Origin of the sequence: Microbacterium sp. CnD16-F (assembly GCF_024124465.1) — a bacterium.
GTDB classification, from domain to species: domain Bacteria; phylum Actinomycetota; class Actinomycetes; order Actinomycetales; family Microbacteriaceae; genus Microbacterium; species Microbacterium gawkjiense.
On record NZ_JAMXSA010000017.1, the window covers coordinates 32,449 to 52,449 of the forward strand.

At 70.7% G+C, this 20,001-nt stretch carries 18 protein-coding genes, 1 rRNA gene and 1 pseudogene; 5 read left to right on the forward strand and 15 right to left on the reverse strand.

What is annotated here, in order from left to right; genetic code table 11:
* The first annotated feature begins 35 nt into the window (after positions 1-35).
* Positions 36-1,490 carry a serine/threonine-protein kinase gene (locus NH287_RS06805; protein ID WP_253034972.1) on the forward strand — a complete coding sequence of 485 codons (1,455 nt, stop codon included), beginning with the start codon at positions 36-38 and terminating at the stop codon, positions 1,488-1,490.
* Positions 1,491-1,706: 216 nt separating this feature from the next.
* On the opposite strand, the gene NH287_RS06810 is transcribed toward NH287_RS06805, so the two are convergent.
* Positions 1,707-1,874, reverse strand: coding sequence for a hypothetical protein (locus tag NH287_RS06810; protein WP_253034987.1), 168 nt, complete (start codon positions 1,872-1,874; stop codon positions 1,707-1,709).
* On the opposite strand from NH287_RS06810, the gene NH287_RS06815 reads away from it, so the two are divergent.
* A complete protein-coding gene (locus tag NH287_RS06815; protein ID WP_253034973.1) occupies positions 1,809-2,087 on the forward strand; it encodes an aldo/keto reductase in 279 nt (92 codons plus the stop codon). The two genes, NH287_RS06810 and NH287_RS06815, sit on opposite strands and share 66 nt — an antisense overlap.
* Here the strand turns inward: NH287_RS06815 and NH287_RS06820 are convergent.
* Positions 1,979-2,608 carry a DUF1684 domain-containing protein gene (locus NH287_RS06820; RefSeq protein ID WP_253034974.1) on the reverse strand — a complete coding sequence of 210 codons (630 nt, stop codon included), beginning with the start codon at positions 2,606-2,608 and terminating at the stop codon, positions 1,979-1,981. The genes NH287_RS06815 and NH287_RS06820 overlap by 109 nt on opposite strands.
* A gap of 68 nt (positions 2,609-2,676) precedes the next feature.
* Between NH287_RS06820 and NH287_RS06825 the strand changes: the two genes are divergently transcribed.
* The gene (locus tag NH287_RS06825; protein ID WP_253034975.1) at positions 2,677-3,105 is read left to right on the forward strand and encodes a hypothetical protein; all 429 of its coding nucleotides are present in this window, start codon (positions 2,677-2,679) and stop codon (positions 3,103-3,105) included.
* Positions 3,106-3,166: 61 nt separating this feature from the next.
* Here the strand turns inward: NH287_RS06825 and NH287_RS06830 are convergent, their stop codons facing one another.
* The 5 genes from NH287_RS06830 to NH287_RS06850 all read right to left on the reverse strand — a co-directional run bounded on the left by NH287_RS06830 (position 3,167) and on the right by NH287_RS06850 (position 10,808).
* Positions 3,167-6,280 (reverse strand): S8 family serine peptidase, encoded by a 3,114-nt coding sequence (locus NH287_RS06830; RefSeq protein WP_253034976.1) that lies wholly within the window; start codon positions 6,278-6,280, stop codon positions 3,167-3,169.
* Positions 6,281-6,434: 154 nt separating this feature from the next.
* Positions 6,435-7,508: an ABC transporter permease gene (locus NH287_RS06835; RefSeq protein ID WP_253034977.1), complete on the reverse strand. Its 1,074-nt coding sequence runs from the start codon at positions 7,506-7,508 to the stop codon at positions 6,435-6,437.
* Entirely contained in the window at positions 7,505-8,437 is a 933-nt protein-coding gene (locus NH287_RS06840; protein ID WP_253034978.1) for an ABC transporter ATP-binding protein, read from the reverse strand. Before NH287_RS06840 ends, NH287_RS06835 begins: the two co-directional genes overlap by 4 nt.
* Before the next feature lie 10 nt (positions 8,438-8,447).
* Complete coding sequence (locus NH287_RS06845; protein ID WP_253034979.1) at positions 8,448-9,719, reverse strand: MFS transporter; 1,272 nt, start codon at positions 9,717-9,719, stop codon at positions 8,448-8,450.
* A gap of 93 nt (positions 9,720-9,812) precedes the next feature.
* The gene (locus NH287_RS06850; RefSeq protein ID WP_253034980.1) at positions 9,813-10,808 is read right to left on the reverse strand and encodes a glycerophosphodiester phosphodiesterase family protein; all 996 of its coding nucleotides are present in this window, start codon (positions 10,806-10,808) and stop codon (positions 9,813-9,815) included.
* Positions 10,809-10,971: 163 nt separating this feature from the next.
* Here NH287_RS06850 and NH287_RS06855 point away from each other — a divergent pair, with 163 nt between their 5' ends.
* Positions 10,972-11,880 carry a Bax inhibitor-1/YccA family protein gene (locus NH287_RS06855; protein WP_064001235.1) on the forward strand — a complete coding sequence of 303 codons (909 nt, stop codon included), beginning with the start codon at positions 10,972-10,974 and terminating at the stop codon, positions 11,878-11,880.
* A gap of 70 nt (positions 11,881-11,950) precedes the next feature.
* Here the strand turns inward: NH287_RS06855 and NH287_RS06860 are convergent, their stop codons facing one another.
* The 6 genes from NH287_RS06860 to NH287_RS06885 form a co-directional block, all read right to left on the reverse strand.
* Positions 11,951-13,543, reverse strand: a complete 1,593-nt coding sequence (locus NH287_RS06860) for a sensor histidine kinase (protein WP_253034981.1) — start codon at positions 13,541-13,543, stop codon at positions 11,951-11,953.
* A 124-nt stretch (positions 13,544-13,667) separates the two neighbouring features.
* The gene (gene guaA / locus NH287_RS06865; RefSeq protein WP_253034982.1) at positions 13,668-15,248 is read right to left on the reverse strand and encodes a glutamine-hydrolyzing GMP synthase; all 1,581 of its coding nucleotides are present in this window, start codon (positions 15,246-15,248) and stop codon (positions 13,668-13,670) included.
* Positions 15,245-15,763 carry a DUF3817 domain-containing protein gene (locus tag NH287_RS06870; RefSeq protein ID WP_253034983.1) on the reverse strand — a complete coding sequence of 173 codons (519 nt, stop codon included), beginning with the start codon at positions 15,761-15,763 and terminating at the stop codon, positions 15,245-15,247. The genes guaA and NH287_RS06870 overlap by 4 nt, the downstream gene beginning before the upstream one ends.
* A gap of 10 nt (positions 15,764-15,773) precedes the next feature.
* Positions 15,774-16,631, reverse strand: coding sequence for an SURF1 family protein (locus NH287_RS06875; RefSeq protein WP_253034984.1), 858 nt, complete (start codon positions 16,629-16,631; stop codon positions 15,774-15,776).
* Positions 16,631-17,752 carry a GuaB3 family IMP dehydrogenase-related protein gene (locus tag NH287_RS06880; protein ID WP_064001230.1) on the reverse strand — a complete coding sequence of 374 codons (1,122 nt, stop codon included), beginning with the start codon at positions 17,750-17,752 and terminating at the stop codon, positions 16,631-16,633. The genes NH287_RS06875 and NH287_RS06880 overlap by 1 nt, the downstream gene beginning before the upstream one ends.
* A 229-nt stretch (positions 17,753-17,981) precedes the next feature.
* Entirely contained in the window at positions 17,982-18,293 is a 312-nt protein-coding gene (locus NH287_RS06885; RefSeq protein WP_253034985.1) for a putative quinol monooxygenase, read from the reverse strand.
* Positions 18,294-18,400: 107 nt separating this feature from the next.
* On the opposite strand from NH287_RS06885, the gene NH287_RS06890 reads away from it, so the two are divergent.
* The gene (locus NH287_RS06890) at positions 18,401-19,342 is read left to right on the forward strand and encodes a GlxA family transcriptional regulator (protein WP_253034986.1); all 942 of its coding nucleotides are present in this window, start codon (positions 18,401-18,403) and stop codon (positions 19,340-19,342) included.
* Positions 19,343-19,528: 186 nt separating this feature from the next.
* On the opposite strand, the pseudogene NH287_RS06895 reads toward NH287_RS06890, so the two are convergent.
* Positions 19,529-19,699 (reverse strand): annotated as a pseudogene (locus NH287_RS06895) (ABC transporter ATP-binding protein); the annotation flags it as partial.
* A gap of 183 nt (positions 19,700-19,882) precedes the next feature.
* Positions 19,883-19,999, reverse strand: a 5S ribosomal RNA gene (gene rrf / locus NH287_RS06900).
* Between the last annotated feature and the right edge of the window lie 2 nt (positions 20,000-20,001).

Genomic DNA, 20,001 nt, shown 5'->3' on the forward strand with positions numbered 1-20,001 from the left:
GCCCGCCGCAGCCCGGAACACCCGCAGGAGTGGCCGTGACCGAACCGCCCGCCGAACCGATCACCTCGGGGATGCTCGATGGGCGCTACGTCCTCGGGCGCTGCGTCGGTCAGGGCGGCATGGCGCGGGTGTACCGCGCCGAGGACGTCGTCCTGGGCCGTACCGTCGCGATCAAGATCATGCGCACCGAGGCGGAGCATCCCGCGATCCCGCCGCGCGCGCGCACCGAGATGTCCCTGCTCGCGTCCCTGAACCACCCGTCACTCGTCACGCTCTTCGACGCGAAGGTCGTCCCGGGCCAGCCCGAGTACCTCGTGATGGAGTTCGTCGAGGGCACGTCGCTTGCCGTCGCGCTGCAGGACGGCCCCCTGGATGCCGCCGAGACCGCCGGCATCGCGGCGGAGCTCGCCTCGGGTCTCGACACGGTGCACCGCGCGGGCATCGTCCACCGCGACGTGAAGCCGTCGAACGTGCTGCTCGCCGCCTCGACGACGCCGGGACGCAGATTCTGGCCGAAGCTCGCCGACTTCGGTGTCGCCTACCTCGCCGACAGCACACGGCATACGAGCCCCGGCACGGTCATCGGAACGGCCGCCTACCTCGCCCCCGAGCAGGTCCGCGGCGAACCCGCCGGTCCCCCCGCCGACGTCTACGCTCTCGGTCTGCTGCTGCTCGAGACGATCACGGGCGACCGGGCCTTCCCCGAGGCATCCGGGATCGGTCGTGTCATGGCCCGCCTCGTCGAGACCCCCGAGATCCCGGTGTGGCTCGGCCCTGAGTGGTCGGAGCTGATCGCGTCGATGATCGCGCGCGAGCCCGCCGACAGGCCGACCGCGGCGCAGGTGGCCTGCCGCGCCCGCTCACTCCCGCGCGACGTCGTCCGCCCGGCGCGGCCCGCCACCGTCACCCTCGACGAGGACACGCAGGCGTTCGACGCGATGGCTGCGGCACCCGCGGTCGTCGGCGCGGCGTCCGCGCCGACCGCCCTGCAGGATCACGTCCCCCGCACCCGCCGCGCCTCGCGACCGGCACGTCGCACGCGGCGGATGCGCGTCTGGCTTCTCACCGGGGCGGCGACCGTGATCGTCGCCGCCTACATCCTCGTCGGCGCTCTCTGGGCCGGCGGCGCGCCGGGTGAGGCGCCCGCGCCCGAGCAGACGCTGACCGAGCCGACGACACCGGCCCCCGCCGAGCTCGTCGCGGACGACGACAGCGACTCCGCCGTCGTCACCGTCGATCAGCCCGACGACCAGGCGTCGACGACGGATACCCCGACCCAGTCGGTCGCGCCCGCGAACACTCAAGACGCCGGTGACGAACCGAGCCAGCGGGCGCAGGACAGGGCGAACGAGAAGGCGAAGGAGCGCGCCGCGGAGAAGGCCGCCGTCCACGGTAAGACCCCGAACGTCGGCAAGGGTCAGGAGAACGCGAAGGACAAGGACAAGAACGGCAAGAACGACAACGGCAAAGGCAAGGGCGCGAAGGGATGAACCGCGTCACACGGGGACACCGGACGTCATCCCGGGTCATGACCCGACCGGAGGTCGGAGCCTCGGGTTAGCGTGAGGTCATCGCGACGGTCCGGGTGGTCCCGGGCACCGGGTCATACCGGATGTGAAGCGGGTTCGACTCCCGCCGTCGCGTCGGAGGTCTTATCGATCGAAGCGCGAGGTCGACCGACCTGGGCCTCGACCGGACAGCCTCTGTCAGTTCCCCTTCGTCAGATCCGGAGCGAGTCCTTCGGCGTCGAGTTCGACCCACAATTCATCGGGAATGTCCGTCGTGCGCCGGTCGATGCTGCTCTCGACGTGCGCCTGACCCGTCTGGGCACGGACCGGATCGACATCGTCTACCTCCACGATCCCGACGACCACGAGGAGCAGGCGACACGCGAGGCGCTGCCTGCCCTCCTCGATCTGCGCGCACAGGGTGTGATCCGTGCCGTCGGCGTCACGAAACAGCCGGCGCCCGGAGATGCTCAGGACGCGGCGTACCGCTCGCCGACCGGAACCTCCCGGGCCAGCACATTGCCCGGCTGCGCGAGGGGGCACGCCCAGGCCGGGTCGTACGCGCACGACGGGTTGTAGGCGAAGTTCAGGTCGAGCACGATCGTGCCGGCCGCGGCATCCGTCCCGAGGTCCGCGCCCTTGATCGTGTCGATCAGATAGCGTCCGCCACCGTACGTCCCCCTGGCGACGCCCGCGAGGCCGTCACGGAGCGGGATGAAGACCCCGCCGCCGTAGGTCGTCAACCGCCAGACGTCGAGACTGCCGACCTCCGGCAGGTCGACGACTGCGATGCGCTCGAACGGGACGACGCCGTCGGTGCCGGTCGAGAATTCGAATCCGCCGGGTTCCGCCTCGCGCAGCGGGACCTCGAAGCGCCAGGCCGGGTCGTACGGCGCGACGGGCAGCCCCGCGAAGCCGTCGCGGTCCTCGGGGAGGAGGGGGCTGGCGGGATGCCGCGCGAACAGGCCGTCGCGCTCCGCCCGCCACCGGTCGTGCGCGCGTCGCGGATCGTCGGCCGCCCGCACCTCCGCGTACAGGGCGAAGACGCGACGACGCCAGTCGGCGACCTCGAGGGCGGTACGTGCCGGAGCGCTGGTCATGGCTTCAGGCTATGCGGCCGGCACTGTCTCCGGGCCGGATCCCGGCGTAACCTCGCCGGAGGAGAATCATGCCCGCACCACGCGCCGCCCTCGCCGCGGCGATCCTGCTGTCGGCGCTCACCCTGGCCGCCTGCGCGACGGAAGGAACCTCGATGCCCTCCCCCGGCGACACGAGCGACACCAGCCCCTCCGCACGACCGCCGTTCCGGACGGCGAGCCCCGCCCCGCTCGGCCCGACCGGATCGCCGGCCGACCTCCCGCCGGCCAAGTGGGAGGCGATCGTCGCCGATCTCGTCACGCGCGGAGTGGCCGGCGAGCCCGTCCTCGTGTCGGCGGAACGGGTCGAGTTCTCGGACGGCTCGCTCGGGTGCCCCTCCCCCGGCATGTCCTACAGGCAGGCGATCGTCGACGGTTATCGCGTCGTCGTGCGGGCGGACGGCCGCACGTTCGACTACCGCTTCGGGTCGGGTGACGAGCCCCGCCTCTGCGAGCGCTGACGACGGATGCCGAAAGGGGCGGCGCGTCCGCTGACGCACCGCCCCTCCCGAGGGTCCGGCCTTACTTCACCGGGACGAGCAGCGCCTCGTCGGCGCCCGACTCGTTGTCGACGACGACCACCATCGCGCCGAGCGGCTTCTGCGCCGCGTAGGCGGAGGCGTCCGTGCGGACGGTCACGGAGGCCCGGCCGCCCTTCGGCACGACCTCGTACTGCCCGTTGGTGATCGCGGGATCGCCCGGGTTGTACGTCGCCGTCCCCGCGAACGCGTCGCTGCCATCGGTCGTGAGGCTGAACGACTGCACGGTGTAGTCGAACGGCCCGGTGATCTTCAGGTCGGCGAGGTTCACCGGCAGCAGGATCGTGCTGCTGTCGGTCGGCGCCTGCGCGAGGAACCCGCTCGCGGTGAGCGCGCCCGTCTTCACGTTCTGCACGAACACCTCGGCGACACCGTCGACCGAACCGCTGCGCACGGCCCCGGAGTCGTACGAGAACACGACCCAGTCGGGCGTGCCGTCGCGGTTCGTGTCGATGACGACGTCGAACTCGTTGCTCGCGGCGTTCGACCACCGCGAGTACGTGTTCACGGCGAAGACGGCCAGCTGGTCACCGCTCGCGGTCGCGAACGACTGCACACCCGCGGCGCGCAGGTCATAACCCGTGTCGGAGATCGCCTTCGGGGCATCCTTCTTGTCCGTCAGACCCCAGGTGTACACGTCCGCTGCCGCATCCAGCGCACCCTTGCGGTTGCGCAGGTCGAGGACGTGGTCGGCGTCGGCCACGCGGCCGCGCGAGCTGAGCGAGCCCTTCACCGTCACGTCGCTGTTCGAGCGCGGGACGAGCAGGTAGGGCACCCGCAGGGTCGACCCCGGCGCGGTGAAGACGACATCACCCGAGATCTCGGCGAACGAGAACTGGTCGTCCGCGCTCAGCGAGCCCGGCACCGAGGACGCCGGAGCGGACACCGTCACCCGGACGCTCTCCGTGCGACCCGGCTTCACGGTCACCTTCTTGGTGCTCGTCGTGACCTTGGCCTTCACCGACTGGGGCGAGGCCTGGGTCGAGACCGTGAAGGTCACGCTCTCCTTGCCGTCGTTGCGGACGGTGACCTTCTTCGTCCCGCCGAGCGTCGAGCTCGACTCGTCGAAGCCGAAGCTCAGCGCCGCCTCGCGCACACGACCGCTGTCGGTGCGGAAGCTGTCGCCCGTGGCGGTCACCGTCGTCCGCACCGCCTGCGCGGTGTCGACGAGGCCGACGCCGCCGCGGGTCGGGTTGATCCGCGCGACGCCGTCGGGGTCGGCGGTCGAGACGATCGCCGCCGAGATCCGCTCGGTGTCCCACGTCGGGTGCGCCTGCACCGTCAGCGCGGCGACGCCGGCGACGTGCGGGGCGGCCATCGAGGTGCCCGAGAGCACCGACGCGTCGCCGCCCGTGCCGACGGCGACCGATGAGATCGAGACGCCCGGCGCCGCGACGTCGGGGCTGATCGAGCTGTCGCCGCTGCGCGGACCGGACGAGCTGAACGAGGCGTAATCGCGGAACGCGGGGTTCGCGATCTGCGCCGCCTGGACGGTCACGACTGCCCCCGAGGTGAAGGCCGCACCGTCGGACGAGCGGACGCCGAAGAACGGGATCGTGACCTCGTACGGTGTGCCGTCGTCGGGGTTATCCGTGATGACGCCCTCGTACGGGGGCAGGTCGTTTGTGGAGTTCACCATGACGACCGCCTCGGCTCCGGCCTGCTGCCCGAAGATCGGCTTGGCCGCGCGGGCGCACGTGCCGCGTTCGACGACGGCGATCTGGCCGCCGCCCTGTGTGATCCCGGCACGGGTGTAGTCGGATGCCGCGCACCCGAGCGCCTCGTTGGCGGCGGTCGCGGGGTCGTCGGTCAGTCGCACGACCGTCAGCTGCCCGACGTCGTCGAGCGCGGCACCGTTCGCGTTGATCGCCTGAACCTTCTTGCCGCCGACCGTGAGGGTGGCGCCGGGGAAGGATGCCGTGCTGTCGACGGCCGACACCGCGATCACGCCGTCACCGCTGCCCGGCGAACCGGTGAGGTACGGGCTCGGTCCGGAGTTGCCGGCCGACGCCACGACGACCACGCCCGCCCCGACCGCGTTGGCGGCGGCGACGGCGCTTGGGTCGTCGCCGCGGCCGAAGGACGAGCCGAGCGACATGTTGATGACGTCCATGCCGTTGTCAACGGCCCAGTCGATGGCCTGGATGGTGACGTCGGTCGAGCCGTCGCAGCCGAACACGCGGACGGCGTACAGGTCGGCCTCGGGCGCGACACCGGGGCCGACCCGGAAGTCGACGGACGGCGTCGTCTCGTCGTACGGACCGGTGTAGGTCTTGCCGTCGGTGGTGACGCCCGATCCGCCGGTCGTGCCGGCGACGTGGGAGCCGTGGCCCTCGCAGTCGAGGGGGTTGTTGTCGGGCTTCGGGATCAGGGCGTCGCCGGTGCCGCCGGCGTCGTAGTCGTCACCGACGAGGTCGATGCCGCCCTTGACGCGCGGGGCGCTCGGCCCGAAGAGCTTCGGGTCGGCGGGCGCATCCGAGGCGGCCGCCGCCTTCTCGTAGGCCTCGACCGTGCCCGGGCCGCCGAAGCCGGCGTGGGTGTAGTCGATGCCGGTGTCGATGATCGCGACCTTGACGTCCCCACCGGTGTACCCGGTGCTCTGCCAGACCGAGGGGACCCCGAGGAACGGCACGGAGACGGCGTTGTCGAGTTCGTGCGTCACGACGGGGTGGACCGCGACGACACCGGGGAGCGCGGCGACGTCGTCGAGCTCGGCGGCGGGCACGATGGCCTGGATGCCGTTGTAGGCGGACTGCATCTGCGCGCGGATCTTGCCGCCGCGCTGGGTGATGTCGCCGCGGATGGCGTCCTGCGCGGCCTTCAGGTCCTTCTTCACGTCGGTCCGCTCGGTCTTGCTCAGCGAGCGGCCTTCCTCGGCCTCGACGACGGCGACGGGCTCGCCCTCCATCTCGATGACGACCGACACCTGCCGATCGGGGTCGATCGCGGCCGCCGAGATGTCGCTGTCGAGGGCGCCGGTCGACGTGCTGCGGTCGAACCGCGCGGTGGGGTCGTCGTCCGGCGTTGCGGCGAGGGCCGCGGTGGTGGGCAGTGAGAGCGCGAGGACGCCCGCAACCGCCAGGATGCGTCGGTGCAAGGGGAGGACCGCCTTTCCTTCTGGGAAGAGCGCTCGGCTGGCTTGGGCGGGATCCGATCGGATGCCGCGGCCGAGGCTGATAGGAGGCTATGCATCCCCTGACCGTTCCCCAAGAGGAAGATGCGCAGATGAGAGGATCCTCACCCGGCGGGCGTCACGCGATGCGGGTCCCCGGCGGAAGACGACGCGCCGGCGTGCGGGTTCGCACACCCGCCCACCACAGCAGGAGGCCCGCCGCGATCACCTGCACGCCGAGGCCGACGAACCAACTCGGCACCGTCGACGCGATGATCTCCTCCGGTGTCGGGCCGCTGTCCTGCACGACGCAGTCGCTGTACGAGCTGACCGGCTCGGGGGCGATCTGCGACTGCCGGACGGAGTACTTCGTCCATCCGAACAGGTCGTCGGGGTTCCCGTACTCGTTGAAGCTCGACGGTGTCGCGTCGGCGAGGATCACGAAGGGGTTCGCCGCCAGGATCCACCAGAAGTAGTCGAACCGCGGCACCTCGTAGGTGGTGCTCTCCCAGTCGCCGCAGACCCACTGCTCCGGATCGTTCGGGCAGCTCGAGGAGCCGTCCGCGCACACGGGCGCGCCGGTCTCGTCGTACTGCGCCGACTGATACCGGTCCACGCGCTCGGTGCGGACGCTCGACCCGAGCAAGCCGAACGCGATGACCGTCCCGACGGTGAGGGCCGCCACGACGAGGTAGGTCGTCGCGACGGAGAACAGCGGACGGGCGAGGATGCCGCTGAACGCCGTCCCGAGCGCCGCGACGACACCCGCTTCGACGACCAGCACGACGGCCGAGACCACGACGGCGAGCGGGTTGATGCCCCCGCCGAAGGTGGCGATGACGAGGAACGGCACGGCGACCACGGCGAACGCGAGCCCCGTCAGCCACGCGGCGAGGAACTTGCCGAGCACGATCTCGCGGGTCGTCGCCTGGGTGACCTGCAACGGGGCGAGGGTCGCGGCATCCCGGTCACCGTTGATGGAGTTGCCGCTGAGGGTCGGCGAGACGAGCACGACCAGCAGCAGCGTGACGAAGACGACGACCGAGTAGACGCCGGGACCGGAATCCTCCTGGCCCGAGAAGGAGAGGAAGGCGAGCGCGGTCGTCCCGACGAGGACGAGCGCGAAGACACCGAGCAGCACGTACCAGGACACCGTACGGATGCGCTGGGTCAGGTCGAGGCGGGCGATGGTCCACAGTCGCGAGAGGTTCATCGCGCACCTCCTTCGAGGTCGAGGAAGGTGTGTTCCAGGATGCCGCTGGCCGCGGAGAACTCCGCGACCGGCAGACCGGCCGCGACGAGCGCGGCGAGTCCCTGCGCCGCGGCCGCGTCGCCGGCGAAGCTCACGAGCAGGTCGCGTCGGTCGACGGGGAGGGTCGCGACGTCGAGCCCGAGGGCCCGTGCCACCGGGAGGGCGGCGGTCGCGGCATCCCGATCCGCGAGGCGGATCCGCCACGTCCGTGCACGACCGGCCGCCTCGGCGACGCGCTCGGAGCTCACGGTCTCGCCCTGCGTCATGAAGACGGCGTCGTCGACGACCTCCTCGAGTTCGGAGAGGATGTGGCTGGAGACCAGCACCGTGCGTCCCTCCGCCGCGAGCGAGCGCAGCAGCAGGCGCAGGTCGATGCGCGCCTGCGGGTCGAGACCCGAGGCGGGCTCGTCGAGCAGGAGCACCCGCGGGTCGTGGACGAGGGCGCGCGCGAGGCCGAGGCGCTGCTTCTGGCCGCGGGAGAGCACCCGGGCCGGAGCATCCCCGAGGGACTCGAGGCCGACGGTGGTGAGGAGTTCCGCGGCGCGTGCCGCGGCGGCCGTCCGGTCGAGGCCGGAGAGCCGGCCGGTGACAGCGATCGTCTCGCGGGCCGAGAGCGAGGGCCACGCGCCCAGGCTGTCCGGCATCCACCCGAGCTTCGCGCGCGCCGCCGCGGGGTCGGTTACGGGATCGATCCCGGCGATCCGGATGGTGCCGGCGTCGGGGGCCAGGAGCGAAGCGAGCATCAGCAGCAGCGTCGTCTTGCCCGCGCCGTTCGGGCCCACGAGGCCCGTGACCGCGCCCTCGGGCGCCTGGAAGGTGACGTCGCGGACGGCGTGGACGTTCCCGAAGGATCGTCGCACCCCCTGGGCGACGATGCCGGCAGCAGTCATACCGCTCACCCTAGGGGGCGGAGGTGTCCTCCTGGGGAACGCGCGGACGCACGCGCAGATTGAGCAGGCCGAAGGTCAGCAGCAGCGCGACCGCGACGACGGGTGCCGACAGGGCCACCGCGGCCCCGGCGGACTCGGCCAGCGCGCCGACCACCATGCTCGCGAAGGCCTGGCCGACGACGACCGCCGAACCGAGCACGGCCATGACCGTCGCCTCGCGTCCGCGCGGCGAACGAGCGGCGGCGAGCGCGTAGATCGTCGCGAGCGTCGGGCCGATGCCGCAGCCGGCGACCGCGAGAGCCCACCCCATCGAGATCGCTCCCGTTGCCCCGGCGGCGAGAACCGCACCGATCAGCAGGACGGCGGTGAAGCCGATCCAGCGCCACGGCAACGCGAAGCGTCGCGGCAACAGGCCCACCCCGAGCGCGAGGATCGCCGAGCCGATGCCCATGATCCCGTAGAGGATGCCGGTCTGCTCGGGGAACCCGCCCTCGTCCGCGAAGGCGGTGAGCGAAGTCAGCATCGCTCCGAAGAACAGTCCGGTCGCGAAGGTGCCGGCGGCGGCGACGAGGATGCCGGGGCGCAGCACGGCCCGCGCCGGCTCACGCCCCGCACCCTGGTCGGCGTGGCCCGCGGTGCGCGCGGTCGGGTGCAGCGCGAACGCGGTGACGAAGACGACGGTGAGGGCGGCGGCGGCGAGCACCGGAGCGGCGGGGCTCGCCGCGATCGCGACGACGCCGACGAGGACCGGCCCGAAGACGAAGACGATCTCATCGACGGCCGACTCGTAGCCCATCGTCGACTCCTGGAGTCGGCCGCGGGCGACGCGGTCGAGCCGCATCCGGCCGATGGAACCGACCAGTCGGGCGCGCGACATCGGCGAGACCTGCGGGGCGGTCGCCCCGGCGAGCACCGAGACGGCCAGGAGCACACCGTCCGGGGTGTCGCCATAGGCGACGGCGACGAGGGTCACCAGGACGGCGCTCTGGACGAGCGTCGCGAGCAGCAGCACCGGTCGCTGACCCCAGCGGTCGGCGGCCGCGCCGATGAGGGGGCCGGTCGCGATGGTGCCGAGGCCGACCATCGCCGAGGTGAACCCGCCGACGGCGAGCGATCCGCGAGCGTCGACGACCATCGTGAGGACGCCGACGACGATCATCGCGTACGGCAGTCGCGCAATCAGGGCGATGGCGAAGTATCCGATACCCACAGAAGCGGCGAGCGTCCGGAGGGGGCTGTCGCGTTCGGGGGCGCGCACCGGTGTCGAGTCGGTGAGGGGCATGTGTCATGACCTCCGTGCAGCTGAGGCGTCGTGCCGCCTTGACTCTCCACGGATCAGGTAGTTACACGGGGTGCTGGCGCACCGGCATCCATTCTACCGCGCGTCACCTGAGCGTCCCGGGTGGGCGAAGAAGGCGACGCCGAGGTCGGGGTGGTCGACGAAGACGCCGTCGACGCCGGTCTCCGCGATCCGGCGCCACTCCCCCTCCCAGTCGCCGAACGTCGCGTCGTCGCCGGGTCCGCGGAAGAGCGGGTCGAGGAACGCGTTCTCCGGTCGGCACGTCCACACGTAGACCTCGAGCCCGCGACCGTGCGCGTCCGCCACGACGGACGGATGCTCGAGCACGATCCGCTTGTCGAGACTGATCCCATTCACCTCGCCCGCGAGCCGGTCGAGCCCCTCCGGGGTGAGCTGGTCGGCGTAGGTGACCGCGTCGTCGCCGTCCGCCGCTCGAAGGTCCCACGCGGACCCCTCCGCCTCGAGCAGGTAGACGTAGCGGGCACGGAGGCCGCGACCCCGCAGCTCCTGCAGGATCCGCTGCTCGAACGATTCGATCACCAGCGGCCGCTCCCCGACATCCCATCCGGCGCTGCGCAGTTCGTCGGCGAGCAGCCCCGCGACGTCGTACCCGATCGATCCGAAGTACGTCGCGTGCTTCACCTCCAGCACGACGCCGGCTCCCGCCGGGGCGGCAGCCACGAGGTCGAGGAGCTCGCGCAGCCGCAGGATCGGCTGACCGCGGTCGCTCGCCGCGCTCCCCGGCCGAAGGTGCGGCAGCCGTTCCCGGCACCGCAGCGTGGCCAGCTCGTCCCACGTGAAGTCCTCGGTGAACCATCCGGTCAGGTCCGCGCCGTCGACGACCTTCGTCGTCCGACGCGACGCGAACTCGGGATGGTCGGCCACGTCGGTCGTCGACCCGATCTCGTTCTCGTGCCGGACCACGGCGATGCGGTCCGCGGTGAAGACGACGTCCGGTTCGACGGCGTCCACCCCGGCGGCGAGAGCGAGGTCGTAGGAGGCGCGCGAATGCTCGGGCAGGTACCCCGGCGCGCCGCGGTGACCGATGACGAGCGGGCGGTTCACGGACATGCGGTCAGGGTACCCAGCTCGGGTGACGCGATCCGCCGCAGGAGCGCGGCCAGAGGGGCCTCATAGTCCTCTCACAGCGGGGGCCCGCACCCGCGGAAACACGGTCCGATACGCTGGATCGACAGCACAGCGCTGTGAGTCGACTTTTGGAGTGAGACACACAATGGCAGCGTCCGGCAATTTCGCCTTCAACAATCCGGTGTTCCAGGAGGATCAGCGCCGTCCCGGCCTGACTCCCCCTGCCGCGCCGACGAACTACTCGGCCGCCTCGCACCAGGCCGCCGACCTCGCCGCGAGCGCTCAGCTCGAGGGCATGTACGCGGCCCCCACCGCATCCTCCGCCAACACCGGCCGGATGACGGTCGAGGACACCGTCGTCAAGACGGCGGGCCTGTTCGGCATCCTGCTCGTGACCGCACTCGTGGGCTGGTTCTGGACCCTCGGCGGGTCGCTCATGCCTACGCAGGTGGAGCCGGCCGACCTGACGATCATGCCCTGGATCATCGGCGCGCTCGTGGGCTTCGTCCTCGCGCTCGTCATCAGCTTCACGTCCCGCAAGAAGGTCCGCCCGGCTCTGGTCTGGGCGTACGCGGCGGCTGAGGGTCTGTTCGTCGGTGGAATCTCGGCGTACTTCGAGTTCATCTGGCCGGGCGTCGTCCTGCAGGCGACCATCGCGACCCTCGTGGTGGTCGGCGTGACCCTCGCCCTCTTCGCGAGCGGCAAGGTCCGTGTCAGCAAGAAGGCCAACAAGATCTTCATGATCGCGATGGTCAGCTACCTGGTGTTCGGCCTCGTCAACCTGGTCCTCATGTGGACGGGCGTCACCCAGGGCACCTTCGGCCTCTACAGCCAGGAGGTCTTCGGCATCCCGCTCGGCCTCATCATCGGCCTGCTGGTCGTCCTCATGGCGTCGTACTCGCTCGTCCAGGACTTCGACCTCGTGCAGCAGGGTGCCCGCAACGGCGCTCCCCGCGAGTTCGGCTGGATCGGCGCCTTCGGCATCATGGTCACGGTCGTCTGGCTCTACGTCGAGATCCTCCGCATCATCGCCATCCTGCGGGGCAACGACTGACCCCCGCCTCACACGACGAAGGCCGTCCGGGAAACCGGGCGGCCTTCGTCGTTGCGGGCGATCCGCGTGCTCAGGAAGGGAGCCGCAGGACGGCGACCGTGCCGCGCGGGGCGTGCGACTCGAGCGCCACGGTTGCCCCGTAGGCCTCGGCGAGCGACGCGGCGTTGGAGAGCCCGATGCCGGTGCCGGGGATGGCGGCATCGTGTGCGTACGGAGCGCGGTAGAACCGGTCGAAGGCGTGCGTGCGCTCCTGCTCGGTCATCCCGACACCCTGGTCCGCGACGGTGACGACGATCTCGCGTCCCTCCTCGTAGGCCGAGACCACGACGTCGCCGCCTCCCACGGGGGTGAACTCGACGGCGTTGCGGAGGAGCTCCTCCAGGATCGACGCGAGATCGCGGACGGCGATGCGGGCGGCCCGGTCGGGCATCGCGCCCATCTGGATGTGGATACGGCGGTCCCGCGCGCGGGCCGCGACCTCCGAGATCGCGTGTTTGACGACGGGACCGACGTGGGAGGCTCCCGAGCGCGCCTCGACGTCGCGTGTCGACTGTCCGGCCGCGATGAGGCGCTCGACGAGCCGCAGCAGGCGCTCCGCTGACCGCTCGACTGCTTCCCACCGTTCGGTCTCGGCCGACTCGTTCATGAGGGCGATGTCGGTGTGCCCGAGGATCACCGTGAGGGGCGTGCGGAATTCGTGACCGACGGTGCTGAGGAACCGATCGCGGACTTCGACGGCACCCACGAGCTCGGTGACGTCCTGACCGACGATCACGATCCCGACCTCCTCGCCGCCGGCGACGACGGGACGCACGATGACCTGCAGCACGCGCCGCGGGTCGCCGCCGAACTCCACCGTCCGCGGCGCGGCGAAGTCCCCCGAGCGCACGCGCTCGACGAAGTCGGCCGAGGTGGCCTCGGCGGGCATCGAGCTGTCCGCGCGCCAGATGACCGAGAGGAATCCGTCCCGGTCGATCTCGTCGATCCCGGATCGTCCGCTGATCTCGGCGGCGACGGCGTTGAGCAGGATCGGGCGTCCATCCGGTCCGAAGACGGCGACGGCGTTGTCGGTCGCGTCGAGCGTGGCGCGCAGCATGGCGGTGTCGCGGCCCGACAGCCGCAGCGCGTGATCGAGTTCGTCCGACACGGCCTCGGTGTGCGCCCGCATCCGCCCGAGGTCCCGGGCAATGAGGGCGACGGTCCCCGCGATGAGCCCCGCGATAATGGGCAGGGCGACGACCGAGACGACGTCGGCGGCGTCGCGGAATCCGCCGGTCCGGATGACCTGGATGAGCGGTCCGAGAGCGGTCAGCAGCACCCCGGCCACGACGGTGGCGGGCGGGAAGGCGAAGGCGAGCCAGCCCAGCGGGAAGAGCATCAGCAGGCCCGCCGCGGGCAGGACCTCCACACCGGCGTCCCGCAGGGGAACGCACGCGAGGATCTGCACGAGCGGGATGGCCGCCAGCCACTCCGTGTGCGTGGTCGGCTGGATGAGCCAGACGGCGGTCATGGCCGCCGTGCTCAGAACGATGACACCGAAGCCGGCGAGCAGCAGCGGGGTGATGCGGGCGCTGTCGATCGTCCCGAGGATCAGCACGACGATGAGGGCCGAGATGGCCAGGACGAACTGCGCGTACGGCTGTGTACGCGGACGCTCGATCAACGCCTCACCCCCTCCTCAGACGGCGGTGCAGACCGGGGCAGGAGCCCGGGCTCACTCTGGCCGTGCCGGATACGCCGTGTCAAGGGCTGGCGACGCAGCTCGTCACGGGGGTTCCCCCCGCGATTCACTCCCATTCGATGGTCCCCGGGGGCTTCGACGTGACGTCGAGCACCACCCGGTTGACCTCGCGCACCTCGTTCGTGATGCGGTTGCTGATCTTCGAGAGCACGTCGTACGGCAGGCGGGTCCAGTCCGCCGTCATCGCGTCCTCGCTCGAGACGGGGCGCAGGACGATCGGATGCCCGTAGGTCCGCCCGTCCCCCTGCACACCCACCGAGCGGACGTCGGCGAGCAGCACCACGGGGCACTGCCAGATCTCGCCGTCCAGTCCCGCCTTCGTCAGCTCCGCACGGGCGATGGCGTCGGCGTCACGCAGGATCTCGAGGCGGTCAGCGGTGACCTCACCCACGATCCGGATGCCGAGGCCGGGCCCCGGAAAGGGCTGGCGCCCGACGATGGCCTCCGGCAGACCCAGCTCGCGACCGATCGCGCGGACCTCGTCCTTGAACAGGGTGCGCAACGGCTCGACGAGCTCGAACTGCAGGTCCTCGGGGAGCCCCCCGACGTTGTGGTGGCTCTTGATGTTGGCCGTGCCGGCACCGCCGCCGGACTCGACCACATCCGGGTACAGGGTGCCCTGCACGAGGAACCGGATCGGGTCGCCCTCCGCGGCGGCCTCGGCGATGAGGTCCGACTGGACCTTCTCGAAGGCGCGGATGAACTCCCGGCCGATGATCTTGCGCTTCTGTTCGGGATCGCTCACGCCGGCGAGGGCGTCGAGGAAGGTCTCCCGTGCGTCGACGGTGATCAGGCGCACCCCGGTCGAGGCGACGTAGTCGTTCTCGACCTGCTCGCGCTCGCCCTTGCGGAGCAGACCGTGGTCGATGAAGACGGCGGTGAGCTGGTCGCCGACAGCCTTGTGCACGAGGGCGGTGGACACCGCCGAGTCGACGCCTCCCGACAACGCCGAGATGACCCGGCCCGTCCCGACCTGCGCGCGGATCTTCTCGACCTGCTCGGCGATGACGTTGTCGCTGTTCCAGTCGGCGGGCAGTCCCGCCGCCTTGTGCAGGAAGTTCTCCAGCACGCGCTGGCCGTGGTCGGAGTGCTTGACCTCGGGATGCCACTGCACGCCGTAGAGTTTACGGGCGTCGTTCGCGAAGGCGGCGACGGGGGTGGCCGCGGTCCGCGCGAGGACCGCGAAGCCGTCGGGAGCGGCGCTGACCTGGTCGCCGTGGCTCATCCACACGTTCTGGTCCACGGGCTGTCCGTCGAGCAGCACGTTGTCGGTGACGATCGTCGCATCCGTCGCCCCGTACTCGCGGAGGCCGGTGTTCGCGACCTCGCCGCCGAGGGTCTTGGCCATCACCTGGAAGCCGTAGCAGATGCCGAGCGTCGGGACACCGAGGTCGAAGACACCGGCATCCAGCTGCGGCGCTCCCTCCTCGTAGACCGACGAGGGACCGCCCGAGAGGATGATCCCGACAGGGTTCTTCTCGGCGATCTCCGCAGCCGTCGCGGTGTGCGGCACCAGTTCGCTGTACACGCCGGCCTCGCGGACGCGACGGGCGATCAGTTGCGCGTACTGGGCGCCGAAGTCGACGACCAGCACGGGTCGCTGGGAGGTTTCGGTCTGCTCTGTCACCGGGTCTCCGTGGGGGTTTCGAGGGGGACGGATGCGGCGGCCTCCCGTTCGGCCAGGTACTCCCTGACCTCGCGGGCGACCTTCGCCTCCATGAAGAAGGACAGGAGGGGCACGATGCCGCCGAGCGCGAGCACGACGAAACGCGGGAAGCGCCACCGCATGAGGCTCCACACCCGGAAGCACGCGAAGAGGTAGACGACGTAGAACCACCCGTGCACGACGAGGATCGCGAGCGAGATGTTGACGCCGTCTCCGGTGGAGACGATGTCGCACGTGTTCGTCATCGGCGCGAACAGCGAGTACCACTGGCAGTCGGGGCCGGGGATCGCCGTCGCGAACCACAGCAGCCCACCGGAGCCGCCGGCGAAGAGCTCGACGTGGAGCGGCGTGTACTTCAGGATCATCTCGGCGACCAGCAGAAGCAGGCCGACACCGGTGACGATCGATGCGATCTGGTAGAACCGCAGGGCGCCGCGGATCGCCGGGAACGTGGCGAGTTTGGGCTGGACGGGCATGGCTTCCAGTCTACGGGCGCGGCAGGGGCTGCTCGGCGCCCTCGCCGTCGTCGGAGAGCGCTTCGACTTCCTTCTCCCACGCGTCGCGCGCCAGTCGGTACCACATGTAGAAGGCGAAGCCCGCGAACACCGCCCACTCGATGGCGTAGAAGATGTTGAGCCAGTTCACCGACGACAGCTCGGTCGGGGCCGGCGCATGGATCTGCTGCAGCGCGCCGAAGGCCTCCGCGGAGACGAGGTAGGGACGGTAGACGTCGAGCCCCTCGATGTCGCTCCACTGCGAGAGCAGCGCGGCCGGAGACATCGCGGTGATCTCGAGAGGGTCGGCGTCCCGCGGCGGCTCCTTCGCGCCCTCGTCGGAGATGAGCCGTCCCGTCAGCGTGACGTCCTGCGGCGGCGCGTCGCTCAGAGCGGATGCCGCGGCATCCGCGTTCTCCCGGTCAGGCGTGAACCCGACCGCCACTGCGAGGGAGGTCGGACCGTCCACCCCGGCGGTCGTCGGGTCGACGCGGAATTGTCCCGCCACCCAGTATCCGGGCGTGCCGTCGTCGTAGCGGGAGGTGACGACGCGGAAGTCGCCGGCCACGAAGGAACCCTTCACCTCGACCCGTTGGCCCACGAGCGGCTCCGGCAGGTAAGCGCCGGGAGCCACGACCTCACCCAGCGGACGCACCTGCTCGGTCATGCCCGCGGGCGGCGGATCGGTGTCGATGGCGTTCCCCAGCTGCCATTGCCCGAGCCACGCGAAGATCCCGGCCACGAGCAGGGCGAGGCCCAGCATCCCGATCCAGAACGGACGGGTCATGACCTCCCGCAGCGTCGGCGGGAAGACGTCGGGAAGATCGTCGACGGCGGGGGTTCCGGTCATCAGTGGGACGAGGCGTACGGCGCGACGACGACCTCGACGCGCTGGAACTCCTTGAGATCCGAGTAGCCGGTCGTCGCCATCGACTTCCGCAGCGCACCGATGAGGTTCGCCGTGCCGTCGGCGACGGGGGCCGGGCCGTAGAGGATCTCTTCCAACGGCGAGACCTGACCGACCTCGACGCGGGTGCCGCGCGGCAGCTTGGCGTGGTGCGCCTCGGGTCCCCAGTGGAAGCCGCGGCCGGGGGCGTCGGTCGCGCGCGCGAGCGCGACGCCGAGCATGACGGCGTCGGCGCCCATGGCGAGGGCCTTGACGATGTCTCCCGACGTGCCGACACCGCCGTCGGCGATGACGTGCACGTAGCGCCCGCCCGACTCGTCGAGGTAGTCGCGGCGCGCGCCGGCGACGTCGGCGACCGCGGTGGCCATCGGCGCGTGCAGGCCGAGGGTGGCGCGAGTGGTGGATGCCGCTCCCCCGCCGAACCCGACGAGGACGCCGGCGGCGCCGGTCCGCATGAGGTGGAGCGCGGCCGTGTAGGTCGCCGCACCGCCCACGATGACCGGGACGTCGAGGTCGTAGATGAACTTCTTGAGGTTGAGTGGCTCGTCGACGCTGGACACGTGCTCGGCCGAGACCGTGGTGCCGCGGATGACGAACAGGTCGACGCCGGCGGCGACGACGGTCTCGTACAGATCCTGCGTGCGCTGCGGGGTGAGCGCGCCGGCCACCGTCACGCCGGCGGCGCGGATCTCGGCGAGGCGGTCGCGGACCAGCTCGGGCTTGATCGGCGCGGAGTAGAGCTCCTGCATCCGACGGGTCGCGCCGTCCGCGGGGAGCGCGGCGATCTCGGCGAGCAGCGGCTCCGGGTCGTCGTACCGGGTCCACAGCCCTTCGAGGTCGAGCACACCGAGGCCGCCGAGCTGACCGAGCATGATCGCCGTGCGCGGGCTCATCACCGAGTCCATCGGCGCCCCGAGGACCGGGATGCCGAAGCTGTAGGCATCGATCGACCAGGTGGTCGAGACGTCCTCGGGGTTGCGCGTGCGCCGCGAGGGCACGACGGCGATGTCGTCGAAGGCGTACGCGCGACGCGCGCGCTTGGCGCGGCCGAGCTCGATTTCCATGGTCACCGTCCCAGCCTACCGTCGGGGCCCGACGCGCGCCCCGCCTGCTCAGCGGGCACGGCGTCGCTCTCCTCCGTGACGGGACCTTCGCCGGCTGAGCGCTCGCGGCCGGCATCCTGTCCGTGTGCCGGTAGGCCTCGCACCGCTCCGCAACGCGGCGGGGCGTTGTGTCGCGACCTGGTCGGGTCCGACGGCTCGGCGGGGCGCGATCGGATCGTGCGTTGGCGGACTACGGGAGCTTGGACGCGAGGACGTCGGCCGCCAGGATCTCGGGTGCTGCGCCGAGGAGGTGCTTGTTGGCCATCAGGGCTGCGACGATGGCGCCGTTGGCGTGGGCATCGCGAGCGGCCTCGTCGGGGAATGCATCGAAGATCCAGAAGGTGTCGGCGTGGGTCCTGACCGCGAACCAGACAACCGTTCCTACTTCTTCGTTGGCGAGTGCGACAGCGCCGGCGAGCAGATCGGCGACCGCGTCGTGCTGTCCATCCGCCGCGACGATCTTGGCGACGAAGGCATACGGAAGTGATGCGGGTGTGGACATGAGGGACTCTCCTTGCAGTCGGGGTTCTTCGTGGGACGAGTTCAGCGTATGACGGGCAAGGGCCGGCCGGCAGTGGCGTATACGGCAGGATTGCTACTGTTTACGTCATGAGTATCGGACTGATCGCGATCGACGGCTGCTTCGGTTCGGCCATCGCGTCGATCATCGACATCGTGCGGGTGGCCGATGGAGCTCGCGGCGATGTCGACCCGCGGATCGACCCGATCGAACTCGCCATCCTCGGACCGAAACGGCGAGTGACCACGACGGCATCGATGACCCTGTCGGTGGACCAACCGCTGTCGGAGTCCGGAGAGTTCGACGTGGTCGTCGTACCTGCGCTTGGAACCCTTACGGCTGCCGCTACCAACGACGTCCTGCAGAGCCGAGATGCTCGTTCGGTCATCGCCTCGCTCGGGCGCCTCGACGAGGCGACCACCCGGATCGCCGCGGCGTGCACCGGCGTGTTCGCCGTCGCCGAGACCGGACGGATGCATCATCGGCGGGCGACGACCAGCTGGTTCCTGGGGCCGGAGTTCCTGAAGCGCTATCCGACCGTCGCCCTCGATCTCGACACCATGGTCGTGGCCGACGGGAACCTCGTCACCGCCGGCGCCGCCTTCGCCCACATCGACCTCGCGCTCTCACTCGTGCGATCGATCAGCCCCGACCTGGCCCGACATGTCGCCAAGCTCCTCATCATCGACGAGCGCCCGTCGCAGGCGGCCTTCGTCGCCTACGATCATCTCCGGCACGAGGACCCGATCATCGTCGAGTTCGAACGCTTCGTGCGCGCCCGCCTGGACGAACCGTTCAACGTCGCCTTCGTCGCGCAGTCGCTCGGCACCAGCCGGCGCACCCTCGAACGACGAGTCCGTGCGGCGCTCAACCTCACTCCGCTCGGCTTCGTCCAACGGCTTCGCATCGAACGAGCTCGGCACCTCTCAGCAACCACGGACCTCACCTCCGCCGAGATCGCGCTACGGGTCGGCTACGCGAACGCCGAGACTCTGCGCTCCCTCCTGCGCAGGGAGCGACGCCGTTCCTGACCGATCGCCATGCCTGAGAACCACCTCTCAGCACGTCGCGTCGGCGCTCCTGCGTCGCCCCGGGACGACCCACTCGACATGCCCGCAGCACAGGCCATGCGACGTGCCCCGGCTTCCCGGGCGGTCGGTTGGGTGGCTGCGATGTCGCTGCGTTCTCATCGACAGGATCAGCAGACCCGACCAGGGTGGATTGGGAAGGGCCGCCGTCGTGCAGGTGTCCCACACGGTCTCGTATTCGTACCCGCCGGCATCCGCGTAATCGGCGATCGCCTCGGCGTAGCGCATCTGCCCATCGAGATCGTCGGACTCGCTGAGCGCGTTCTCGGCGTCCTCGAACTCTCGCGCCGCGGCCTCGAGAAGCGGGGTCCCGTCGAGGAGGGTGAACGAGACGTTCTGCACGTCGATCTGAGCCACGATGGGCGGTCCTTCCGCCCCGAGAGCGGTGCCGACCAGCTCATCGGAGAACGCAGGTTCTCACGAATATGCCCGGAAACCACGAAAGCCCCGACCAGCATTGGTCGGGGCTTTCGATCGAAAGAAGTCCGGCGGTGTCCTACTCTCCCACAGGGTCCCCCCTGCAGTACCATCGGCGCTGTGAGGCTTAGCTTCCGGGTTCGGAATGTGACCGGGCGTTTCCCTCACGCTATGGCCGCCGAAAC

Bases quoted from the DNA above. Each gene is read 5' to 3' on its own strand.
- NH287_RS06820 (WP_253034974.1), bottom strand. From the start codon at position 2,608: ATGACCAGCGCTCCGGCACGTACCGCCCTCGAGGTCGCCGACTGGCGT.
- NH287_RS06825 (WP_253034975.1), top strand. From the start codon at position 2,677: ATGCCCGCACCACGCGCCGCCCTCGCCGCGGCGATCCTGCTGTCGGCG.
- NH287_RS06835 (WP_253034977.1), bottom strand. From the start codon at position 7,508: ATGAACCTCTCGCGACTGTGGACCATCGCCCGCCTCGACCTGACCCAG.
- NH287_RS06840 (WP_253034978.1), bottom strand. From the start codon at position 8,437: ATGACTGCTGCCGGCATCGTCGCCCAGGGGGTGCGACGATCCTTCGGG.
- NH287_RS06845 (WP_253034979.1), bottom strand. From the start codon at position 9,719: ATGCCCCTCACCGACTCGACACCGGTGCGCGCCCCCGAACGCGACAGC.
- NH287_RS06850 (WP_253034980.1), bottom strand. From the start codon at position 10,808: ATGTCCGTGAACCGCCCGCTCGTCATCGGTCACCGCGGCGCGCCGGGG.
- NH287_RS06855 (WP_064001235.1), top strand. From the start codon at position 10,972: ATGGCAGCGTCCGGCAATTTCGCCTTCAACAATCCGGTGTTCCAGGAG.
- NH287_RS06870 (WP_253034983.1), bottom strand. From the start codon at position 15,763: ATGCCCGTCCAGCCCAAACTCGCCACGTTCCCGGCGATCCGCGGCGCC.
- NH287_RS06875 (WP_253034984.1), bottom strand. From the start codon at position 16,631: ATGACCGGAACCCCCGCCGTCGACGATCTTCCCGACGTCTTCCCGCCG.
- NH287_RS06880 (WP_064001230.1), bottom strand. From the start codon at position 17,752: ATGGAAATCGAGCTCGGCCGCGCCAAGCGCGCGCGTCGCGCGTACGCC.
- NH287_RS06885 (WP_253034985.1), bottom strand. From the start codon at position 18,293: ATGTCCACACCCGCATCACTTCCGTATGCCTTCGTCGCCAAGATCGTC.
- NH287_RS06890 (WP_253034986.1), top strand. From the start codon at position 18,401: ATGAGTATCGGACTGATCGCGATCGACGGCTGCTTCGGTTCGGCCATC.